At 45.5% G+C, this 21,243-nt stretch carries 21 protein-coding genes; 6 read left to right on the forward strand and 15 right to left on the reverse strand.

The genetic code is table 11. The features are described 5' to 3' along the window. Window positions 1–3: 3 nt before the first annotated feature. The 8 genes from QWT69_RS14655 to acpS form a co-directional block, all read right to left on the reverse strand. Window positions 4–405, reverse strand: coding sequence for an anti-sigma regulatory factor (locus tag QWT69_RS14655; RefSeq protein WP_317966852.1), 402 nt, complete (start codon window positions 403–405; stop codon window positions 4–6). Between the two features lie 2 nt (window positions 406–407). Further along, window positions 408–770: an STAS domain-containing protein gene (locus tag QWT69_RS14660; RefSeq protein WP_191693626.1), complete on the reverse strand. Its 363-nt coding sequence runs from the start codon at window positions 768–770 to the stop codon at window positions 408–410. Beyond that, the gene (locus QWT69_RS14665) at window positions 767–1,597 is read right to left on the reverse strand and encodes an RsbT co-antagonist protein RsbRA (RefSeq protein WP_317966857.1); all 831 of its coding nucleotides are present in this window, start codon (window positions 1,595–1,597) and stop codon (window positions 767–769) included. Before QWT69_RS14665 ends, QWT69_RS14660 begins: the two co-directional genes overlap by 4 nt. A 140-nt stretch (window positions 1,598–1,737) precedes the next feature. Then, window positions 1,738–2,088, reverse strand: a complete 351-nt coding sequence (locus tag QWT69_RS14670; protein ID WP_317966859.1) for a type II toxin-antitoxin system PemK/MazF family toxin — start codon at window positions 2,086–2,088, stop codon at window positions 1,738–1,740. Window positions 2,089–2,092: 4 nt separating this feature from the next. Next, window positions 2,093–2,380 carry a transcriptional regulator gene (locus QWT69_RS14675; RefSeq protein ID WP_317966861.1) on the reverse strand — a complete coding sequence of 96 codons (288 nt, stop codon included), beginning with the start codon at window positions 2,378–2,380 and terminating at the stop codon, window positions 2,093–2,095. Window positions 2,381–2,515: 135 nt separating this feature from the next. Beyond that, window positions 2,516–3,646 carry an alanine racemase gene (gene alr / locus QWT69_RS14680; protein WP_317966863.1) on the reverse strand — a complete coding sequence of 377 codons (1,131 nt, stop codon included), beginning with the start codon at window positions 3,644–3,646 and terminating at the stop codon, window positions 2,516–2,518. 68 nt (window positions 3,647–3,714) lie between these two features. Continuing rightward, window positions 3,715–4,722 carry a LolA family protein gene (locus QWT69_RS14685; protein WP_317966865.1) on the reverse strand — a complete coding sequence of 336 codons (1,008 nt, stop codon included), beginning with the start codon at window positions 4,720–4,722 and terminating at the stop codon, window positions 3,715–3,717. 86 nt (window positions 4,723–4,808) lie between these two features. After that, complete coding sequence (gene acpS / locus QWT69_RS14690) at window positions 4,809–5,162, reverse strand: holo-ACP synthase (protein WP_317966867.1); 354 nt, start codon at window positions 5,160–5,162, stop codon at window positions 4,809–4,811. 84 nt (window positions 5,163–5,246) lie between these two features. Between acpS and QWT69_RS14695 the strand changes: the two genes are divergently transcribed. Beyond that, entirely contained in the window at window positions 5,247–5,855 is a 609-nt protein-coding gene (locus QWT69_RS14695) for a rhomboid family intramembrane serine protease (RefSeq protein WP_317966869.1), read from the forward strand. A gap of 38 nt (window positions 5,856–5,893) precedes the next feature. Here QWT69_RS14695 and QWT69_RS14700 read toward each other — a convergent pair whose 3' ends face one another. The 6 genes from QWT69_RS14700 to QWT69_RS14725 all read right to left on the reverse strand — a co-directional run bounded on the left by QWT69_RS14700 (window position 5,894) and on the right by QWT69_RS14725 (window position 13,134). Next, window positions 5,894–7,420, reverse strand: coding sequence for a PH domain-containing protein (locus tag QWT69_RS14700; RefSeq protein ID WP_317966871.1), 1,527 nt, complete (start codon window positions 7,418–7,420; stop codon window positions 5,894–5,896). Further along, entirely contained in the window at window positions 7,413–7,892 is a 480-nt protein-coding gene (locus QWT69_RS14705) for a PH domain-containing protein (protein ID WP_317966873.1), read from the reverse strand. The genes QWT69_RS14700 and QWT69_RS14705 overlap by 8 nt, the downstream gene beginning before the upstream one ends. A gap of 223 nt (window positions 7,893–8,115) precedes the next feature. Then, the gene (cshA, locus tag QWT69_RS14710; protein ID WP_317966875.1) at window positions 8,116–9,621 is read right to left on the reverse strand and encodes a degradosome RNA helicase CshA; all 1,506 of its coding nucleotides are present in this window, start codon (window positions 9,619–9,621) and stop codon (window positions 8,116–8,118) included. Between the two features lie 373 nt (window positions 9,622–9,994). After that, window positions 9,995–10,687 (reverse strand): alpha/beta hydrolase, encoded by a 693-nt coding sequence (locus QWT69_RS14715; protein ID WP_317966877.1) that lies wholly within the window; start codon window positions 10,685–10,687, stop codon window positions 9,995–9,997. Next, the gene (locus tag QWT69_RS14720; RefSeq protein WP_317966878.1) at window positions 10,684–12,057 is read right to left on the reverse strand and encodes a UDP-N-acetylmuramoyl-tripeptide--D-alanyl-D-alanine ligase; all 1,374 of its coding nucleotides are present in this window, start codon (window positions 12,055–12,057) and stop codon (window positions 10,684–10,686) included. The genes QWT69_RS14715 and QWT69_RS14720 overlap by 4 nt, the downstream gene beginning before the upstream one ends. Before the next feature lie 12 nt (window positions 12,058–12,069). Beyond that, window positions 12,070–13,134, reverse strand: coding sequence for a D-alanine--D-alanine ligase (locus tag QWT69_RS14725; RefSeq protein WP_317966880.1), 1,065 nt, complete (start codon window positions 13,132–13,134; stop codon window positions 12,070–12,072). 183 nt (window positions 13,135–13,317) lie between these two features. Between QWT69_RS14725 and QWT69_RS14730 the strand changes: the two genes are divergently transcribed. Together QWT69_RS14730 and QWT69_RS14735 are read left to right on the forward strand one after the other, a co-directional pair. Beyond that, window positions 13,318–14,505: an FtsW/RodA/SpoVE family cell cycle protein gene (locus tag QWT69_RS14730; RefSeq protein WP_317966882.1), complete on the forward strand. Its 1,188-nt coding sequence runs from the start codon at window positions 13,318–13,320 to the stop codon at window positions 14,503–14,505. A 1,012-nt stretch (window positions 14,506–15,517) separates the two neighbouring features. Further along, entirely contained in the window at window positions 15,518–16,702 is a 1,185-nt protein-coding gene (locus QWT69_RS14735; protein WP_317966884.1) for an FtsW/RodA/SpoVE family cell cycle protein, read from the forward strand. An 881-nt stretch (window positions 16,703–17,583) separates the two neighbouring features. Here the strand turns inward: QWT69_RS14735 and QWT69_RS14740 are convergent. Continuing rightward, the gene (locus tag QWT69_RS14740) at window positions 17,584–17,724 is read right to left on the reverse strand and encodes an Lmo0850 family protein (protein WP_317966886.1); all 141 of its coding nucleotides are present in this window, start codon (window positions 17,722–17,724) and stop codon (window positions 17,584–17,586) included. Window positions 17,725–18,109: 385 nt separating this feature from the next. On the opposite strand from QWT69_RS14740, the gene QWT69_RS14745 reads away from it, so the two are divergent. The 3 genes from QWT69_RS14745 (at window position 18,110) to QWT69_RS14755 (ending at window position 21,105) form a co-directional block, all read left to right on the forward strand. Beyond that, window positions 18,110–18,409, forward strand: a complete 300-nt coding sequence (locus tag QWT69_RS14745) for a metal-sensitive transcriptional regulator (protein ID WP_317971117.1) — start codon at window positions 18,110–18,112, stop codon at window positions 18,407–18,409. A 13-nt stretch (window positions 18,410–18,422) separates the two neighbouring features. Beyond that, a complete protein-coding gene (copZ, locus tag QWT69_RS14750) occupies window positions 18,423–18,632 on the forward strand; it encodes a copper chaperone CopZ (protein WP_317966888.1) in 210 nt (69 codons plus the stop codon). Between the two features lie 73 nt (window positions 18,633–18,705). Further along, window positions 18,706–21,105 carry a heavy metal translocating P-type ATPase gene (locus QWT69_RS14755; RefSeq protein WP_317966890.1) on the forward strand — a complete coding sequence of 800 codons (2,400 nt, stop codon included), beginning with the start codon at window positions 18,706–18,708 and terminating at the stop codon, window positions 21,103–21,105. The last annotated feature ends 138 nt before the right edge of the window (window positions 21,106–21,243 follow it).

The following is a 21,243-nucleotide window of genomic DNA, read 5'->3' on the forward strand; positions in this document are numbered from 1 at the left end:
CCCTTAGTGGAGCCATTTAGTTGTAATAATTGTTGTTCCTTCACCTGGTTCCGAAATGACTTTGAACTCGTCCATTAATCTCTTCACTCCAGGCATACCCGCACCTAACCCACCTGAAGTTGTAAATCCGTCTTCCATAACTTTTCGCAAATCTGGTATGCCTGGACCTTCATCAGAAGCGATGATCTTAATACCAAACAAACCCGCTTCCGTAATGCGTTCGATCTCGATCTTTCCTTTACCCGCATATAAATAAATATTCCTTGCCAGTTCACTAATGGCTGTTGTAATACGTGCTTGGTCAACTGTACCAAATCCCACTTGTTTCGCTTCATTTCGTCCGAGTTGTCTTGCAGCAACAATATCCCATTCCGTAATTATCTCTACAGAAGACCCAAGATTCATTGTCAGGCCTCCAATTCTTTTGTAAGTTTATCTAAACCGTTTTCCAAGTCCAACGCCGTCATGACATTGTTTAAACGGATTCCCAGTTCAATCAATGTAATCGCGACGGCAGGTTGAATTCCCGTTATGACAACTTTTGCTCCCATCAATCCTGTCATATTGATAACATCACCGAGCACTTTCGCAATAAACGAGTCGATGAAATCAATTGGTGTCAAATCGATCACTACACCAAGGGCCGATGTTTCATGCATCTTATTGAGAAGGTCTTCTTGAAACTGAATGGCCGTCTGGTCGTCCAGCTCCCACTGAATGGATACGATTAGGACTTCGTTCAACTTCAAAATTGGAATACGTGTTTTCATAAAGCATCTACCTCCACTATCTCTCGATTCGTCATTCCCAAGGCGGCTTGCATTCCACGTTGTAATGTACTTTTCGTTGTGAATTCGTTCAGGTTGATGCCAAGCGCGACAATCGTCTGTGCGATTTCAGGACGAATCCCGACGAGCATACATTTCGCACCTACTAATCTCACTGCATCTGCCGCTTGGATAATATGATGAGCAACCATTGTATCGACGACCGGTACGCCCGTTATATCGAGTAACACAACTTCAGCGCGTTGACTCACGACGCCTTCAAGTAAATTCTCCATAATTAACTTCGCACGTTCCGTGTCAATTGTGCCAACTAAAGGCATGACCGAAATTTTGTCGAATACTGGAATAAGTGATGCGGAAAGTTCCTGCAACGCAATCTTTTGTAAGCTTACCGTTCTTTCCCATTCAGCGGAATAAGCATCGATGATACTCTCTCTGAGTGGATTAATCCAATTGGTGAACAGCGCCATGAAAGATCTGAGATTTTCATCAGTGATGACACCCTTTTCTTCCAATAATTCAAATACCACATTTGAAAAGTTATCAATCGCTTTATTGACGAATTTGATTGCCCAGCCGAACCGCACAATCTTTTCCGTGAAATCGTTGATCTTTTCGGAATCAATCGATGTTGTCTCTCTAATGTTGGAAGTCATTAACTCTGCAAATTCCCTACTAGTCTTCTCGACGAGATGTTCAGGCATGAAATGGAAAAAACGTTCTCCCTTTTCTTCCTTCATCCGTTTGATCCAACGTTCTATAATTTCATCCATATACTGATTAATGCCTTCTACCATAAGTTTATTCATACGTATACGTGCCTCCTCGAAAAATGAAAAATCCCTTATTCACATTGTACATAAAAATGAGCTATGAAACATCTTTTAACGTCAATTCATGAAAAAAACACTTCAGACGTAGAGCCTGAAGTGTTTTTGTAATATGTATTCTAGAATTTGACTAGACCGAAACTGATTTCAATCGCTTCGTCCACCTGTTCCATCAATAATTCATCCAAATGGGTGATCTTATCCGTCAACCTCGACTTATCGATTGTGCGGACTTGTTCGAGCAGGATGACAGAATCCCGCTCGAATCCATAACGATCCGCATCAATTTCAACATGTGTCGGCAGTTTGGCCTTTTGGATCTGTGCAGTGATTGCCGCAACAATTACTGTGGGGCTGAACCGGTTACCTATATCATTTTGAATGACAAGTACCGGTCTCGTCCCTCCCTGTTCGGATCCTACGACGGGCGACAGGTCTGCAAAAAAGACGTCTCCACGTTTTATCGCCAACTTTTCATCCTCCGCTTACGAGACGTTCCATCGTATGCTGGGCTTCGAGCTCCGCATGCAAACATTCCTTTGCAATTCTTAAGTTGATTTGCGACATTTCAACGTAGCCGACCATCATGGCTTCCCGGATATTATCCGCTTCATGATCAGTCATATACCGCTTTGTTGAAACATAAACGAATTCTCCGCGCTCCGGCTCCTGATGGACGGCCGTATGTTCAATTTCATTCACAATGTCTTTCGGTATTCTATTCATGACTTTTCTGACGTTTTTCTCCCGCAATTCTAGCACCTCCGACAGACCCCGTTCCCTCGATCGATTCTATTCTACTCTATCTTACCATTGAAGTTCGACAATGAGAAGACATAGTAGGGTTTTTATTGACAAGAATCTTCAAATAGCGTGGTCTTTGTCGAATTGTGAAGATTAACCATTGGTGTTTTCATATACTCTCGGCACACGCTTCGAAAGAGTGACTGCAATTTCATAGGGGATTGTGCCGATTCGATCCGCCCATTCTTCCATCGTCACCTCTTCATCTCCTTGACGCCCAAGTACTATCACTTTCTCGCCAACAGTCATGGGACGCGGCAGCTTGACCATGCATTGGTCCATGCAAATCGTCCCGACAATCGGCATCCGCTCACCGGCAATCAGTACTTCCTGACCACGCAAGCCGCGCTTCAGGCCATCTGCATAGCCAATTGGAAGCGTACCAATCCATTCATCCTCAGCCGTTTCATACGTACCGCCGTAACTAATCTTATTGCCTTTTTCAAGGTGTTTGACGTACGCAATTTCCGTTTCAAGCCGCAGTGCTCTGTGCAGCTTAAATGGCAATCGGCTTTCGACATGCGCAGAAGGGGCGATGCCGTATAGACTAATACCGAACCGCACAGCATCAAGCGCATAGTCGGGATAGAGAAACGTTGCTGCACTATTTGCTGCATGTACAATTGATGGTCTGACCGGGAAACTTTCGACAAGTTTCGTGAATGTATCGAATTGACGTTTCGTCGTTATCGGGTCATCTTCATCCGCACAAGCAAAATGTGTAAAGGCGCCAATTAATTCGATCACATCCGTTGTATTAAAAACTTCAACGATTTCACGAATTGCTTCCGCGCTCCTTACGCCTATTCTACCCATACCTGTATCAATTTTAACATGTACTTTAAGTGATTGTCCGGTTTCGTCAACTACCAGAGTCGCTTGACGGAGCCATTCTGCACCAGTTGCCGTGACATGTATACCCAGTTTAGACGCAATGCGCGCAAACGCGGCAGGCGAAGGGCCCATCACCAGTATATCGCCGGTGATACCCCCTTCCCTTAACCTTAATGCTTCATCAGGGGTCGCTACAGACACCATCGATGCGCCCACTTGAAAAGCAGCCCTCGCTGTCTCGACCTCCCCGTGGCCATAGCCGTCTGCTTTGACGACTGCGATGACCGCTGTATCGCGAGGTAGATAGTCTTTCAAGTTCTTAACATTTTCTCGTATTGCGTTTAGGTCAACGACCACTTTCGTCGGCCGGTATTCCGTATTCGTTTCCATACTGATCCCTCGATTGTTTTTAGGTTACTTATATTATCAATCGTAAGACCATCCTACGTCAACAATTGTCATTTACTATCTTCAGCAACCATAGACGAAGCAACTTCGATCAGTTCGTCAGGTGTTAACGTCGAAGATGCAACGAAGAACGCGATGCCGTCCTGTTCCCAACGTATTGAGTTGGACGTCAATGCCGCCACAGTAAAGCCTAGATCTACAGGATCACCTTCGAGAGAGACCGGGATAAGCTCATTCGCTTCATCTGCAGGTTCTTGAACAACGACAAATTCCTTGTCTCCCCCACCATATGTCATGAACGATCTCGTTCCTTTTTCAGTCTCTACAGAACCCTCATCGATAACCGTACCGTCCCACTTCAGATTCGGATAGAATTTCATCATGCCCGTTTCATCCGTACCTTCGTTGGATTGCGGTTTCTTGTCTTTTTGGATATCTTCCATTTTCACATCATAGTCTGATGCTTTATGTTCAACACCCATCGTGATCTTATTGAATGTCACACGAATTTTCTCTTCATTATTCTCATCCATAACAGAGACATATTTCGGCAGCAATGTTTTCTTGTCGATATGGATTTGTTGTTTCGGAAGTACTTTCTTATGGTTATTCCGGGAAGCCGTTTCAAAAACATACGTCTTATCCTTCTCGACCATCGTTGCATTTTTGTCCGCCTTGATGTCTTCAGACAATGTGCCGATCAAATACGGCATACTGTTTTGTGTCGGCCAGTCACTTTGAAACTTATACGTCTTCCCTAAAGATGGCGTTATCACGAAAACCCCTTCGTCATTGCGCACAATCATCTGGGAATCTTCGGTACCGCCTTGCGTGACATTGACTTTGTAGAATTCAGGTTTCGTATGCCAGACGGTTACATCATACATCCGCGGTTCCGTTCCTGTCTTGATTTCCATCGTGGCCTGCAACTCGTACCCTTTCGCCTCGTTCCATTTACCACTGAGCTTTTTCATGACGTCCTCTTTCGATGGTGATCCACAAGCTGCAAGAAGTGCCATGACTGCAACTAGCATTAAAACAAAAATTCGGCTGCGCATACAGTTCATCCTTTCTCATTTCAATCGGGTAGGTCATCTTATGAGAGGGATTCGTCAATTATGCGAGCTTGTTTACATCTAAATTTTTATTTCATCAGAATAACTTGTGCGGCGGCAACCGTTTTCGTGTGGGTAATGGATATGAACCCGAACACTTCCCGATTACGAAAGTATAGTAGCGGCTTCCCAAAAGAATCGGGCAATATTTCAATCTGTTCAAACCTGCACCCTTTCCCGATACCTGTGCCTCTCGCTTTCGAAAATGCCTCTTTACCCGCGAACCGCCCCGCCAGAAATTCCGTCTGACGCTGGGGAGTAAGCTTTTCGTAGTGCAGCAATTCCGTTTCAGATAATATGCGTTTTCGGAACTTGTCCGATTTCGCGTCCAGACGGGCTATTCGATCCAACTCCACGATATCCAATCCAATTCCTCGTATCATCTCTTCATCTCCTTGAACAGGTTACTTTCTCTTCTTATCCAAACGAAAACGTTGTATAATGAATCCAAAGGTCAGGTGAAAAATTTGTTTATCCGTACAGAAAGTTTTTCTCAATACATCCGGGCTTATCCTTTTGTAACCGCCCTCATCGTCATTAATATTTTCATCTATGCACTTACGGGAATGCCGTTCAGTTGGAGCAAAGAGCTCTATTATCAGGGGTTCGGCATCAATGCACTCGTAGCAGAAGGTGAATGGTGGCGCCTATTGACACCGATGTTCTTACATATCGGAGTGATGCATCTTCTATTTAACATGTTTTCATTGTTCATCTTTGGACCCGAGCTTGAAAAGATTACAGGCAAAGCAAGATTCATTACGATTTACATGCTTTCTGGTATCTTCGCGAATATCGCAACGTATTTTTTCGGCGGTATAGAGACAGCACATGCGGGCGCAAGTGGAGCGATTTTCGGGATCTTTGGCGCGTTCGGCGCACTCATCTACTACACAAAAAAGGCATTGCCACAGCTTCGCCAAATCATGTTGCCAATCATCATCCTCAGTGTGATTATGACTTTCCTGCAACCAGGCGTTAATATTATTGGCCATATATCAGGTCTAATCGTCGGCTTCATCATCGGACTTAGTTACTTCCATCCGAAACGGGTCGTCAGCTGGCGAAAACGGTAAGCAGAAGGTGGAGTGGATAAATTTCCACCCCACCTTTTTCATTCTGTCGCCGGATCCACGACAGCTTTTCTATCTTTTTCATACCACTCCATAATTTCTTCTGTTGCTTCCACTTCCATATGCTGAACTGTCGCATGGTACGTTCCCATACCGGACTTCACACTTGCAGTGACTGTCGCCACACCTTTTCGTTTATGAAAATAACTCTGTTTCATCTCCATCGATTGGATTCTTTTTCGCATCATATAAGCCGTCTGCAAACTGATTCCCCTGAAGCGCATCGTCAGCTGATTGCCTTTAATTTCATAGGCTGCAGAACGATGCTGCCAAATGCCAAGCGCAATGATCGCAGGGATGATCGCCAATGCAAACAAACCATATGGGAAAAAGAAATAAGTTAATGCTCCGATAACAGGCACCATCCAGAAAAAGTCAATCCTATAGTAAAATGACTTCCCCCTTGATGTCAGCTTATTTACAGGCTCCCCGACATACAAATCGGGAAAAACTTCCTGCAAATGCTCAGCAACAAACTTGCGCTTAACAAGCGGAAATAGATTGATCTTGGAGCCGTCCGATACGCCGCCACCCGCGCTATGAATCGTTACCGCTGCATAGCCGAAGAGTTTCCTGATCGGATTTTCAACGACAACGACACTTTGAATACGTTTAAGTGGCACAGTTGCCCGTTTTTTCTCAAGCAAACCTCTCGTAATGACAATGTCTTCTTCATCCAATAAGACGGTGAAATTGAAATGGGATAGGAATGTCATCGCCACTGACAACAGCCATACTCCAAGCAGTCCAAGAAATACCGCAATCGCCACGATGAGCACACCAAATTTAATAAACGCAGAAATTTCTTCGTACATCCATTCATACGGAATAAGCTCTCCAAACTGCGAAGCGAAGATTGCCACACCAGACAGGATGACACCGATTCCACCCGAAGTCGTCGCAAGGATTAGTAAATCTCTATTTGTCATCGAGAAAACTTCCCTCGACGCAGCCTTTTCTTCGACCGCTTCTTCAGGAACGATTCCTTCAACAGGAATTTCATTTTCATGGACAACCGTACTATTCCTTTTACGTTTTTTCGCTTCAGCCAATTCCGTCTCGACTCTTCTCGCCGCTTCTTTCGAAATTGCGGTCAACTCGCCCTCTGCCTGCTTCGCTGAGGAACTACCCGCCGTTTCGACCTTCACTTTCACAAGCCCAAAAGGCCGGTGGAATATCCCTTCCGTATAATCCAAACTCTGAATTCTGTCAAAAGGGATATAACGTTTCTTTTTAATAAACAATCCGGACTCAATGCGCAGTTCGTCATCTTCAAACCAATAGACAAAACGTAACCATTTGATAATGCCGCTAATCAGCAGCGCGACAATTAACACACCAAATACAATGAACGTCCAATATTCGACATACCAAGGGGCGCTTCCACTTCCACGCCATCCGTTCGCAAATACAAGCACGACAAGCGGCAAAATGGCCTCTTTCAACGTCTTCAACATTTCAAGAATCGCTGTGATCCAGTGCAGTTTATACCGTTGCTGTTCAAACATCGTCTTCCGCCACCCTTGCAAGCACGGAAATCCTAGCGCGCATTTCATCTGCCTCTCCCATGACTAAGGCAGGAATTGTATGAACAGTCGCCGCGGTCGAGATCGAAATCTCTGCTAATCCGTACTTTCTCAGTATCGGCCCTTGGGATGTATCGACATGTTGCACACGCACCATCGGGATCAACGTCCGCTTGACGATGAAAAGCCCATGTTGCAACTCGATTTCAGACTCCCTCACTTCATACCTCCACCGCATCCATCTGACTTTCGGAAATAAGGCGATGATGAAATAGGCGAATAAGAGCAAGATAGCAATTTCAATTACATAAATCCACCAAGGCCATTTAAATATGTATACGAGTACACCGACACCAATTGCCAGCAGTGCAAGTATGACTGTTTGGATGACCCCATATAGGCGCCAGACTTTCAATCCTTTTCTGGATATTCTATTTGCTGGTTGAGCTCTCATTTCAACACCCCACTTTCTATCTTCCTATTGTATACGTATGACGACGAAAAATGTTCCACAAATCATTTGCGCAACGGCATAATTGCGTTGGGAGTTTGAACTCCCTCTGATTGAAAGGATATCCCAGCATTCATCCTTCTACTTATTGAAAAGAGGACTTCTGCTAAATCAAGTTAAAAAAACACCGAAAAGATGATGACTCATCTTTTCGGTGTCGGAATTATTATTTTTCTGTTCTGCCTCTTGGACGATCTCTACGAGTTCCGCCTTCACGAGGACCGCTGCTTCGACGTGAACCGCCGCTTCCGCCGCCATATCCACCACGGCTACCGCCGGATGAACGACCGCCACCGCTACGATTGCCTTTATAGCCACCGCCGCCGCGTGAAGATGATGATGATTTACGGTTTGGCAAAGGACGCTCTTCCGTAATTTTAATTGGTGTATCATCAGGTTCGTTCGTCAACGATCTAATTGCCGCTGCAACAATCTCCTGAGCATCCATACCCTGAAGAAGTTCTGCCGCTAATGGCATATAATCGTTCAATTCGTTTTTCGTTACGATTTCTTTCAATTGTTCCATCGCTACACGTTGCTGACCGATCAGCGCTTCGTCTTCTGTTGGTGGCTGAAGTGGATTCATACGCTTTTTAGTTGTTTCTTCAACAGTACGCAAGTAACCCATTTCACGTGGAGTGACGAATGTGATTGCCATACCACTTTTACCAGCACGGCCTGTACGTCCGATACGGTGTACATAGCTTTCAGGATCTTGTGGAATATCAAAGTTGTAGACATGTGTTACACCAGAGATATCAAGTCCACGTGCCGCAACATCAGTCGCTACGAGGATATCAATTTTGTTTTCTTTAAACTGGCGAAGAACTGACATACGCTTCGCTTGTGTCAAGTCACCGTGAATTCCTTCAGCAAGGTAACCACGAATGTTAAGTGCGTGAGATAGTTCGTCAACCCGACGTTTTGTACGTCCGAAGATAATCGCAAGTTCAGGTTGGTGAACATTCAATAAACGTGAAAGAATATCGAATTTTTCTCTTTCCTGTGACTTTACGTAGTACTGATCGATGTTTTCGACAGTCATTTCCTTCGATTTGATCTTCACGATTTCAGGGTTCTTCATGAATGTTTCAGCGATTTTACGAATTGCTGGAGGCATTGTCGCAGAGAACAATAGTGTTTGACGTTCTGCAGGAACTGCTGCCAAAATTGTATTGATGTCTTCGATGAAGCCCATGTTCAACATTTCATCCGCTTCGTCAAGAACAAGTGTCTGTACGTTATTCAACTTCAACGTCTTACGGTTGATATGGTCAAGAATACGTCCAGGTGTTCCGACTACGATTTGTGGGTTGTTGCGTAAAGCACGAATTTGCCGTCCAATTTCCTGGCCGCCATAAACAGTCAATACACGTGCGCGTCTTCCGTAACCGATTTTGTAGATTTCTTCGGATACTTGGATTGCCAATTCACGTGTTGGCGCGATGACAAGTGCCTGTACGTTTGTGTCATTCATATCGATCTTCTCGATTAGAGGGATACCGAACGCTGCAGTTTTACCTGTACCTGTTTGTGCCTGGCCGATTACATCCTTGCCTTCCATACCGAATGTAATTGTGCTCTCCTGGATTGGTGTTGCTTCTTCGAACCCCATGCGTGATAGTGCATTCTGTGTGGATTCACTAATATTAAGTTCTGAAAATTTTGTCAAACTTCTCAATCTCCTTTGGTTTCTTCATTTAGCAATTGGTTACATTTGCAAATGAAAGCACGGCAAATTCGAGCTTTTAACTTCTATGGGAACGTTTCCGTTATTTTTGTATACTCTGGAGTGGACAGAAGTCCATTGTTGAACTTCATTGAATTTCAGAGGCTATAGTTGAAAAGGAAGCCGGTCTCTGCCGATCGGTCTATCACCGCGATGGATTGCTGTTCCATGGGCTTCAAACCGTTTTATTCAAAAAAAAGCACTCTTCGCCAATGGAAGAGTCTCGCGTAAATGTATCCAATACTCATAGTAGTTTATCATGCCTAAGCGACAACCGCAAATAATTCGGCATTAAAAGTGTAATCAGAATCCTGCGCTAGTCTTCGCGCATGAACTCATATACTTTGCCAAACCACTCCTGACAGTCATCGCTATAGCATATATGATGCTTTCCTTCTTCTGATATAATCAGTTGCTTCTTCTTTGAACCGAGTGATTTCAATAAATACTCTGCTGTGGCAAACGGGACGATGCCATCTTTCTTCCCTTGAACGACGCATACAGGAACCGTAATTTTACCATAATAGGGTTCCACAATCTTGACAAGACGCAAAAATTCCCTTGTCGCATGAAACGGTGTATGGCGTAGTTTGTAGTCATATAAATGATAAAATGTGTTCGGTGGATAGGTCTTCGTTACAGATTCCGTCAACATGATTACAGCATCTTCAAGAAGAAAACGCGGACTAATATACTTTGCAGCGGCACTGAGCAACACAATTTTTTCAATGGGATAACGCAGTGTTAAATAGAGGGCGATCAAACCGCCCATCGAAAAACCGACAAGTAAAACCCGATCGACTTCTTTTCGCAGTCGTTTCAAGGCGAGCTCCGCTTCCATCAGCCATGACTCTGCCGAAGTAGCTTTCAAATCAAGCGGAAATTCATGTCCAGGCAGTACCGGCACGGAGACAACCCAGTCCGTCTGTTCCTGAATATAGGTCATGAACGGACGGACTTCAAATGGTCCCCCAGTAAATCCATGGATGAACAGCACACCGGTTTTCATGCGTCCAATACAGCGTGCATGACATTTTCAAGCGCCATGCCCCTGGAACCTTTCAACAATATAATCGAATCCTTTCCAATAGAGGTCTTCAATGTGTCAATCAATGGCACATACGTATCTTCCGACCAGACAATTTTCGTATCGTTCCCACTCTTTACTAGCTCATCACGCAGCCATTTCATCCGCGGTCCATATAAGAGGATTCCCTCTACTTGTATTGTGCTTAGTTGAGCAGCGATGGATTCATGGTAGTTTCGCTCATGGTCACCAAGTTCCAGCATATCGCCCAGGACAACCCACTTTTCCTTGCGCAGTGCGGACTCTTTCAAAAACGATAAAGCAGCATGCATCGATGTCGGTGCAGCGTTATAAGCATCATTGATGAACAATGCGCCATTTGCAGCAACAACGGGCTGCATCCGCATATCTGTTAGTTCGGACTGTTTAAGTGCTTCAACTATACGTGTTTCATCTAAACCGAGCTCATGGGCGATTAAAATTGCAGCAAGTGCATTTTTCACTTGGTGCGCACCATAGACTGGAATTGTGAATTCGCCGTTTACAATGCCTGAAACGTGGAATTCACTTCCTTCGTCCCCTGAAACAGTCGATAGAAGTGATAAATCGTTTTTATCACCATAACCAAAAGATACGGCATGAAGTTCCGGATGTTCTTTCACTAAACTGCGAAGCAATGGCTCATCACCATCAAAGAAGAACTTGCCTGTTGGTTGTAAACCGTCAATAATTTCGAATTTCGCTTTGGCGATTCCTTCGCGCGAACCTAGATCCTGCATATGCGCTTCACCGATATTCGTAATGACTGCAAAATCAGGTTTTGCCAGTTCAGATAGAAAAGAGATTTCTCCGTAACCGCTCATGCCCATTTCCAAGACAGCGATTTCGCAGTCTTCCTTTAATGAAAGGATCGTCAATGGCATGCCAAGTTCATTGTTGAAATTCCCTTCCGTCTTTTGCACGTTGAAATACGGAGTCAATACACCGGCAATAAGGTCTTTCGTCGAGGTCTTGCCGTTAGAGCCCGTAATGCCGATAAACTTGCACGATAGTTCTTCGCGATAGACGCGCGCAAGTTGTTGCAACGCGTGTTCAGAATCCTCGACAAAAATAAGCGGAATGCCTTCAGGAGCTCCCGGTTCGTCTTTCATCCACAATGAAGCCGCTGCACCTTGACGAACCGCTTGCTCCACGTATTTATGGCCATTCACCTGTTCACCACGGAACGGAATGAACAGATCGCCTTTCGCTATCGTCCGCGAATCAATGGAAGCACCCGTCACGATGACATGATCCATATGCTGCCCATCAGCTTGCAACCACATTGCCAATTCAGTCAGTTTTCTTTTCATTGTCTATCACACTCAATCCATCGTATATTGTATTTTCTTTTTTTCTTCATACCGTTCAAGTGCCAATTCGATTAGATCATTAATTAATTCTGGATAGGACTTGCCTGTATTCTGCCATAATAGCGGGAACATGCTAGTCGGTGTGAAACCTGGCATCGTGTTCACTTCATTGATGAGTACTTCGTCATTAGCCGTTACGAAAAAGTCAGCACGGACGAGACCAGCACAATCCAACACTTTAAACGCACGGATTGCCATATCTTTCAATGTTGTTTCCACTTCATCCGTCACGGGTGCAGGAATCAGCAATTCTGTACTGCCATCCTGATATTTTGCTTCATAATCGTAAAATGTTGCCACAGGTTTAATCTCTCCGAGAACAGAACACACCGGATCGTCATTGCCGAGGACACTTACTTCCACTTCACGCGCTGTAATACCCTGCTCGACAATAATCTTACGGTCAAATTTCAGTGCAAAGTCGACAGCTTTCATAAGGGATTCATGATCCACCGCTTTGCTAATACCAACACTTGAACCGAGATTAGCCGGTTTGACGAACATCGGGAAATTGAGTTCGTGTTCCATTTTATCGATCCAGTACTGCCGATCTTTCTTCCATTGATTGCGAATGAAATGAACGTACGGTACTTGTTTCAAACCGACATGGGCGAATAGTTGTTTCATAACGACTTTATCCATACCTGCAGATGAAGCAAGGACACCGTTTCCAGCGTACGGAATATTCATCACTTCGAACAACCCCTGGACCGTGCCATCTTCTCCATTCGTGCCGTGCAGTAATGGCAGAATAATATCCGGTGTTCCGTTGCCATTAAGAAAGTCGTGAATACTGTCAGGTTTTTCTTCGTCACGCTGAAGTCGCAATTGCTCGATTGATTCTACCGGTGCCAGCAATGCGTCCCCTTTTCTCCATTCACCGCTGTACGTTATATAAACAGGGATTACTTCGTATTTATCAAAGTCCACCGCATGTGACACCGCTCTTGCTGTAGACAGTGATACTTCATGCTCTGCGGACTTGCCGCCGTAGATTAGACCTAGTTTTCTTTTCATCTTAATCCCCCGCTCGCTTTATTTTTCATTCATCCAGTTTAACACGAAATGAATCGTTCCATGACAAGTTTCGTCTTTCGGATTGCAACCTCTTTTGCCGTTCGACGTCTGTTAAAGGATATGATATATTGCGCTAGTTGGGTTATACTCGAACTACTAGTTTTTGAGAAAAGGTGAATAACATTGAATCTCCAAAATAAGCCGTCTGACCGTTTCGATTGGACGCTTGCTTTCATATTAGGATTACTAGCGATTGTCAGTTTCTTCGCCATCGCTTCCGCACAAACCGCAGAACAATACGGACCGACCAATTACGTCTTGCTTCAAATTAGATGGTACGGGCTTGGCATGATCATCGTCGCCTTCACAATGTATTTGGATCCTGAACAATATAAAAAAATTTCCTGGCCACTCTATGGAATTGGTGTATTCTTGCTTTTATTCCTGATGTTTGCACCTGGCGGCAAAGATCAGATTGCTGAGATCCGTTTAGGTGCGAAAAGATGGTTGAATCTTCCGGTCATCGGGCGGATTCAGCCTTCCGAGTTCATCAAAACATTCTTCATTTTAGGAATGGCTCGCATGGTCAGCAAACACCAAGAAAAAAATCTGATTAGCACGATGAAATCTGATTTATGGTTACTTGGGAAAATAGGTATCACACTTATTGTTCCACTGTTTTTCATTATCCAACAACCTGACCTTGGTACTTCGTTGGTGTTCATTGCCATTACGATTGCGATTATTCTCGTTGCCGGTATTTCGTGGAAAATTATCATTCCTTTATTCTCTGCAGGCGCAACGCTTGGTGTCAGTCTGTTATGGATGGCCTTGTATGCACAGGATTTCATGGAAAACGTTCTCGGCTTTGACCGCTATCAATTCAGGCGGGTATATTCTTGGCTCGATCCCTATTCTTACCCGTCCGACGAAGGGTATAACCTCATTCAGGCCATGACAGCCATTGGATCAGGCGAACTCTCTGGGAAGGGATTCCATGGCCGCGAAGTGTATATCCCCGAAAACCATACGGACTTCATCTTCAGCGTCATCGGAGAGGAGTACGGGTTCATCGGTGCCTGTGTCGTTATTTCGTTGTACTTTATCCTCATCTATCACTTGACGAAGGTTGCACTCGGACTGAAAGATCCTTTTAGTGTATATGTATGCACAGGCGTCATCGCAATGATCGCTTTCCATGTTTTCGAAAACATCGGCATGAACATCCAACTGTTACCAATCACCGGAATCCCATTGCCATTCATTAGTTACGGCGGCAGCTCGCTATTCAGCAACATGCTCGCCATCGGCCTCATCTTCAGCATGAAATTCCACCACCGAACCTACATGTTCGAAACAGACGAGGAATAACATGGAGCGGAGGGCGCCTGCCTAGAGGTGACGGGCATAAGACGAAGATGCGGAGCGGCGCTCTTTGCCGCATAGCAGCTTCGACTTATGACCCCGAACCTCTGGCGCCCGAAGCTGGATTAAACATGGAGCGGAGTGTGGCGTTTAGCGGCGACAGGCGCTGGAGGCAATGAAAAAAAGGCGCCCTTTGCCTTTATTTCATTGCTGAAGCGACCCGAGCTGCTGCCACACGAAGCTGGATTGAACATGGAGCGGAGGGCGCCTGCCTATAAGAAGTTCGCAGTCTAAAACCGCCGCGTCCTGCGGCAACGACTGCATGATCGGCATCCTGCCGACCTCGGGCATAAGACGAAGATGCGGAGCGGCGCTCTTTGCCGCATAGCAGCTTCGACTTATGACCCCGAACCTCTGGCGCCCGAAGCTGGATTAAACATGGAGCGGAGTGTGGCGTTTAGCGGCGACAGGCGCTGGAGGCATTGAAAAAAAGGCGCTTTTTGCCTTTATTTCAATGCTGAAGTGACCCGAGCTGCTGCCACACGAAGCTGGATTGTACATGGAGCGAAGTGTGGCGCTTAGCAGCGACAGGCGCTGGAGGCTTTGAAAAAAAGGCATTTTTTGCCTTTATTTCAATGCTGAAGCGACCCGAGCCGCTGCCACACGAAGCTGGATTGTATATGGAGCGAAGTGTGGCGTTTAGCAGCGACAGGCGCTGGAGGCTTTGAAAACAAAAGGCGCTCTTTGCCTTTTTTTACAAAGCTGAAGCGACCCGAGCTGCTGCCACACGAAGCTGGATTGAACATGGAGCGAAGTGTGGCGCTTAGCAGTGACAGGCGCTGGAGGCTTTGAAAAAAAGGCGCTCTTTGCCTTTATTTCAATGCTGAAGCGACCCGAGCTGCTGCCACACGAAGCTGGCAATAATTTACGGACAAAAAAAACGTAGGGCCCATTCCTACATTTCGGTTATAATGAACTTCATGCTTCAACCAATTCTGACAGACTATAAGGTGAATTTATGAATTCAATTAAAAGACCTGCGGACCGCTTCGACTGGGTACTCGCATTCATCCTCTTGCTGTTCGGTGTTATTAGCATTATCGCGATTTCTTCCGCACAGACAACCGGACAATACACTCGCAACTTCATCCCATCGCAAATTCAATGGTATGTAGTCGGTTCCATCATCATCGCTATAACGATGTACTTAGAACCTGAACAATATAAAAAAGCAGCCTGGGTTATTTATGGAGGCGGCATCTTTCTACTCTTTTTGCTGTTCATCCTACCCGACGGCATGGCACTCGTTGCGCCGCGTAACGGAGCAAAAAGTTGGTTCCACCTACCATTTGGAATCGGGAGCATCCAACCTGCAGAATTTATGAAGACGTTTTTCATTATCGGACTTGCCCGTGCAATTACAAAGCACCATGAAAAATATCTTGAAAAGACATTGCAGACAGATTTCCTGTTGCTAGGTAAAATTCTCGCTGTCCTATTGTTACCGCTAGCCTTCATTATGATGCAACCCGACTTAGGGACAGGACTTGTTTTCATTGCCATTACTGCTGCCCTGATTATTGTAGCTGACATTACTTGGCGCATCATCCTACCGATTTTTATCGGTACAGCGACAATTGGTGCTCTGTTGCTTTGGATGGCATTGTACGCACAGGAGTTTCTTGCGAAGTTCGGGTTTAAACCGTATCACTTTGAACGGATTTACTCATGGATTGACCCGTATTCATATTCCACCAACGAAGGCCTTAACTTAATCACTTCACTGAACGCCATTGGTTCTGGTGAAATATTTGGCAAAGGCTATCAAGGTCGGGAAGTATATGTACCTGAAAGTCATACCGATTTCATTTTTAGCACAATCGGTGAAGATTGGGGATTTGTCGGCGCAAGCCTTGTCATCTGCCTCTATTTCTTTCTCATCTATCATATGACGAAAATTACACTTGAATTAAAAGACCCGTTCAGCACATACATTTGTGCAGGTATCATCGCCATGATTACGTTCCACGTATTCGAAAACATCGGTATGACAATCCAATTGCTGCCGATCACAGGCATACCTTTGCCGTTCATCAGCTACGGCGGCAGTTCCCTCATGGGCAACATGCTCGCCATCGGCCTAATATTCAGCATGAAGTTCCACCACAGGACATACATGTTTAGCAAAGATGAAGACGATTGAAAAGCGAAAACGACCGTCTAGGACTGACAGGCATAAGACGAATCGGCGAAGTGGCGCCTTTTGCCACACAGCGGAGACGACTTATGACCCGAAGACCTGGTCGTTGCAGCTAGCCAATAAAAGCGGAAACGACCGTCTAGGCCTGACAGGCATAAGACGAATCGGCGAAGTGGCGCCCTTTGCCACACAGCCGAGACGACTTATGACCCGAAGGCCTGGTCGTTGCAGCTAGCCAATAAAAGCGGAAACGACCGTTTAGGTCCGACAGGCATAAGACAAAACGGCTGGGTGGCGCTCTTTGCCACACAACCGGATTGACTTATGACCCGAGGACCTGGTCGTTGTAGCTAGCCAAGAAAAGCGGAAACGACCGCTTAGGTCCGACAGGCATAAGACAAAACGGCTGGGTGGCGCTCTTTGCCACACAACCGGATTGACTTATGACCCGAGGACCTGGTCGTTGTAGCTAGCCAAGAAAAGCGAAAACGACCGTCTAGGCCTGACAGGCATAAGACGAATCGGCGAAGTGGCGCCCTTTGCCACACAGCGGAGGCGACTTATGACCCGAAGACCTGGTCGTTGCAGCTAGCCAATAAAAGCGGAAACGACCGCTTAGGTCCGACAGGCATAAGACAAAACGGCTGGGTGGCGCTCTTTGCCACACAACCGGATTGACTTATGACCCGAAGGCCTGGTCGTTGCAGCTAGCCAAGAAAAGCGAAAACGACCGCTTAGGTCCGACAGGCATAAGACGAATCGGCGAAGTGGCGCCTTTTGCCACACAGCGGAGACGACTTATGACCCGAGGACCTGGTCGTTGCAGCTAGCCAATAAAAGCGGAAAATAAGAAAAGCTCCCACGTCAACTCGTGGGAGCTTTTCTTATGACTGTATTTGCGGGTCATTTGCAGGTGGCGCGAGGGCTTTCAGCATATCTAGACGGGATTTCGTTGCGGTTGCCGAAACACCCAACTTCGCCAAGTTGGTGATGATTTTTTTTAAATCAACCTTATCTTTCGCCATCTTTTCCACCTCGACCTTTCTATATGTTGTTGACGTATCTACTCTTTGAAAAGTTTCAGTTCGAACATAAAACCTTATAAAAATTCATCTATACAGATTATACCACTATTGTCCACTTTTAAATCTTTCATTTATATTACAATTGTAGGGTTTTTGTAAACCTTTTATACATTTTTCTTTAAAATCGTCCTTGCATTTCATGTTTTCCGCTTTTCCCTCCATTTTAAACTTCATTCTCACTGTTTTTCAAAATAAATATTTTTAGCTTTTTCTACGAAACCGTTTTAATTCTTTGACATACCCCTTGTGGGTATAATAGTATAAAAGTAGAGAAGGAGGCGTAATCTTGACAAAAGACTTGTTAAACGATAATACTGAGCTGCAAATGGAGACCGTGACGTCTTGCAGAAAAAGTCACCATCCGCAAAGCGTTAAGACGAATTTAATCCATCGCCTCAATCGTATTGAAGGACAAATACGCGGTATTAAAGGGATGGTTGAAACGGATGTTTACTGTGATGATATTATTACCCAACTATCAGCGACTCAGTCGGCTTTGAATAGCGTTGCTAAAGTCTTGCTTGACGGCCATTTGAAAGGCTGTGTCAAAGAGCGTCTCGCGGAAGGCGATGTAGAGGTGCTGGACGAGCTTCTTGTAACGATTACAAAATTGATGCGAAAATAAGGAGGAAAAGATCATGGCAGAAAAAACAACATTGAACGTAACAGGCATGTCTTGTGGACATTGCGTAAAAACGATTGAAGACAACGTCGGTAAATTAGATGGTGTCAAATCAGTGCAGGTAAATCTAGAAGCAGGTACAGTAGACGTAGAATTTGAAAGCGGCCAGATCGGTACGAAACAAATCTCCGATACAATAGAAGATCAAGGCTTTGACGTTGCATAACTGCGGATTTCCGCAGTTTCTTTTGCTGTTTATTATACCCCCGTGGGTACTTTATTTGAAAGCAGGTGATTGTATGACTCCAATAAAAAGAGACATCGCCATAACTGGAATGACGTGCAGTGCATGTGCCAATCGAATTGAAAAGGGACTTAATCGAATGGACGGCGTTGATTCGGCTGCAGTTAACTTTGCGACAGAGAAAGCCGTTGTCACTTTTAACAACGACCAGGTCGATATTACATCAATCGAAGAAAAAATCCGCACACTCGGCTTTGACACAGTGAAAGAAGAAGCAGACTTCCAAATTACCGGCATGACTTGTTCCGCCTGTTCAGCCCGGATTGAAAAAGTGTTATCTCGGACGGAAGGCATACAGTCCGCCAGCGTCAACTTGGCGCTTGAAACCGGAAAAGTGCACTATGACCCGGCTGTTATGTCTGCATCAGATGTTATTTCAAAAATAAAAGGGATGGGATACGGCGCAGAACTGAAAAGTGATGTCCCTGATGGTGCTGAAGATCACCGTCAGAAAGAAATCCGGCATAAGACAAGGTTGTTCTATATTTCAGCCGCCTTATCATTGCCACTTCTATGGACGATGTTTGCTCATTTTTCATTCACATCATGGATGCCTGTACCAGATTTATTTATGCATCCTTACTTCCAATGGTTATTGGCGACACCCGTCCAGTTTGGAATTGGCTGGATTTTCTACCAAGGGGCTTATTATGCACTTCGTAATAAAAGCGCGAACATGGATGTCCTCGTGGCACTTGGGACATCTGCCGCCTATTTCTATTCTGTGTATTTAGTGTTGATTGATTCAACTCACGGTCTTTATTTTGAAACGAGTGCCGTGCTAATTACCTTGATTTTACTTGGAAAAGTATTTGAAGCTCAAGCTAAAGGCCGTTCTTCGGATGCAATCAAGAAATTGATGGGCTTGCAACCGACGATGGCATCTGTTGAGAAAAATGGTGTCATCTCTGAAATTCCGATTGCGGTTGTGCAAATTGGTGATATCCTCGTCATTCGTCCGGGCGCTTCGATTCCCGTCGATGCAGAAGTCGTTTCTGGCGAATCCGCAGTCGATGAATCGATGCTTACAGGGGAAAGTTTACCTGTCGAAAAAAGCGTGAATGATACTGTTTTCGCAGCGACTGTCAATGCAAATGGCTCACTGCGGGTTCGGGCTAATAAAATCGGTAAAGATACGATGCTATCCAATATCATCCGAGTAGTGGAAGAGGCGCAAGGATCTAAAGCGCCAATTCAACGGCTGGCTGATCAAATTTCAGGCGTCTTCGTGCCGGTCGTTGTCGGCATTGCCGTAGTCACGTTCCTCGTTTGGTATTTCGTCGTGACGTCAGGCGATTTCGCGCAAAGTCTAACTTCAATGATCGCTGTTCTTGTCATCGCTTGTCCATGTGCACTCGGCCTTGCAACACCTACATCTATTATGGCGGGATCTGGTCGGGCTGCGGAACAAGGGGTTTTATTCAAAACAGCTGAAGCAATGGAACAGACGAAGTCAATCGATACAGTCGTACTCGATAAAACCGGGACGATTACAAAAGGAATTCCAGAAGTAACTGATTTCCTCGTTGCTGAAGGCAGAGACCGCAACACTTTAATCGGATTGGCGGCTGCCGCGGAAAGTGATTCTGAGCACCCAGTCGCCAAGGCCATTACTTCTTTTGGACTCGATACAATTGGGCAAATCCCAAATGATGAAAAGTTCGAAGCGATTCCAGGTCACGGAATCCGTTCCGTTGTCCGAGGCTCCACAATTTTAATGGGCACACGAAAACTGCTTGCTGACCAGGCGATTGAGATGAATGATTCGATTGCGGATGCAGCACCTCTTGAAGATGAAGGAAAAACCGTCATGTATATGGCGATGAATGGTGTCCATGTAGCCACAATTGCTGTTGCGGACACGTTAAAAGAGACGTCGAAACAAGCGATCGAAGAACTTCGCGAGCTCGGACTCGATGTCATCATGTTGACGGGCGATCAGGAGCGCACTGCGAAAGCGATTGCGGCAAAAGCAGGCGTTGAGCATGTGTATGCAGGCGTATTGCCGGAGCGCAAAGCAGAAGTCGTCGCCTCCCTGCAAGCGGAAGGTAAGCGAGTTGCGATGGTTGGTGACGGCATTAATGACGCACCTGCCCTTGCTGTGGCGGATATCGGTATGGCGATGGGAACGGGAACTGCGGTTGCCATGGAAGCGGCGGATGTTACGTTGATGCACGGTGATTTGTTGCGCGTCTCCGATACGATTCGAATGAGTCGTCTCACTGTGAGAAACATTAAGCAGAACCTGTTCTGGGCGCTCGCCTATAACTCGATTGGCATTCCCATTGCAGCAGCTGGACTACTTGCTCCGTGGGTTGCGGGTGCCGCGATGGCGTTCAGCTCGGTGTCTGTTGTATTGAATGCATTGCGATTGCAACGCGTGAAATTGAGATGATTAATTGTAAAATCCCCTTTGCCTGGAAGAGGCGGAGGGGATTTTTTTGTCGTTATCACCGACTCTGGAGGAGTTATCACCGACTTCTTACCGTATATCACCGACTCTGGGAGAGTTATCACCGACTTTTGGGAAGTT

Origin of the sequence: Sporosarcina oncorhynchi, assembly GCF_033304615.1 — a bacterium.
GTDB classification, from domain to species: Bacteria; Bacillota; Bacilli; order Bacillales_A; family Planococcaceae; genus Sporosarcina; species Sporosarcina oncorhynchi.

Bases quoted from the DNA above. Each gene is read 5' to 3' on its own strand.
- QWT69_RS14655 (WP_317966852.1), bottom strand. From the start codon at position 405: ATGAATCTTGGGTCTTCTGTAGAGATAATTACGGAATGGGATATTGTT.
- QWT69_RS14660 (WP_191693626.1), bottom strand. From the start codon at position 770: ATGAAAACACGTATTCCAATTTTGAAGTTGAACGAAGTCCTAATCGTA.
- QWT69_RS14665 (WP_317966857.1), bottom strand. From the start codon at position 1,597: ATGAATAAACTTATGGTAGAAGGCATTAATCAGTATATGGATGAAATT.
- alr (WP_317966863.1), bottom strand. From the start codon at position 3,646: ATGGAAACGAATACGGAATACCGGCCGACGAAAGTGGTCGTTGACCTA.
- QWT69_RS14685 (WP_317966865.1), bottom strand. From the start codon at position 4,722: ATGCGCAGCCGAATTTTTGTTTTAATGCTAGTTGCAGTCATGGCACTT.
- acpS (WP_317966867.1), bottom strand. From the start codon at position 5,162: ATGATACGAGGAATTGGATTGGATATCGTGGAGTTGGATCGAATAGCC.
- QWT69_RS14700 (WP_317966871.1), bottom strand. From the start codon at position 7,420: ATGTTTGAACAGCAACGGTATAAACTGCACTGGATCACAGCGATTCTT.
- QWT69_RS14705 (WP_317966873.1), bottom strand. From the start codon at position 7,892: ATGAGAGCTCAACCAGCAAATAGAATATCCAGAAAAGGATTGAAAGTC.
- QWT69_RS14715 (WP_317966877.1), bottom strand. From the start codon at position 10,687: ATGAAAACCGGTGTGCTGTTCATCCATGGATTTACTGGGGGACCATTT.
- QWT69_RS14720 (WP_317966878.1), bottom strand. From the start codon at position 12,057: ATGAAAAGAAAACTGACTGAATTGGCAATGTGGTTGCAAGCTGATGGG.
- QWT69_RS14725 (WP_317966880.1), bottom strand. From the start codon at position 13,134: ATGAAAAGAAAACTAGGTCTAATCTACGGCGGCAAGTCCGCAGAGCAT.
- QWT69_RS14735 (WP_317966884.1), top strand. From the start codon at position 15,518: ATGAATTCAATTAAAAGACCTGCGGACCGCTTCGACTGGGTACTCGCA.
- QWT69_RS14740 (WP_317966886.1), bottom strand. From the start codon at position 17,724: ATGGCGAAAGATAAGGTTGATTTAAAAAAAATCATCACCAACTTGGCG.
- QWT69_RS14745 (WP_317971117.1), top strand. From the start codon at position 18,110: ATGGAGACCGTGACGTCTTGCAGAAAAAGTCACCATCCGCAAAGCGTT.
- copZ (WP_317966888.1), top strand. From the start codon at position 18,423: ATGGCAGAAAAAACAACATTGAACGTAACAGGCATGTCTTGTGGACAT.
- QWT69_RS14755 (WP_317966890.1), top strand. From the start codon at position 18,706: ATGACTCCAATAAAAAGAGACATCGCCATAACTGGAATGACGTGCAGT.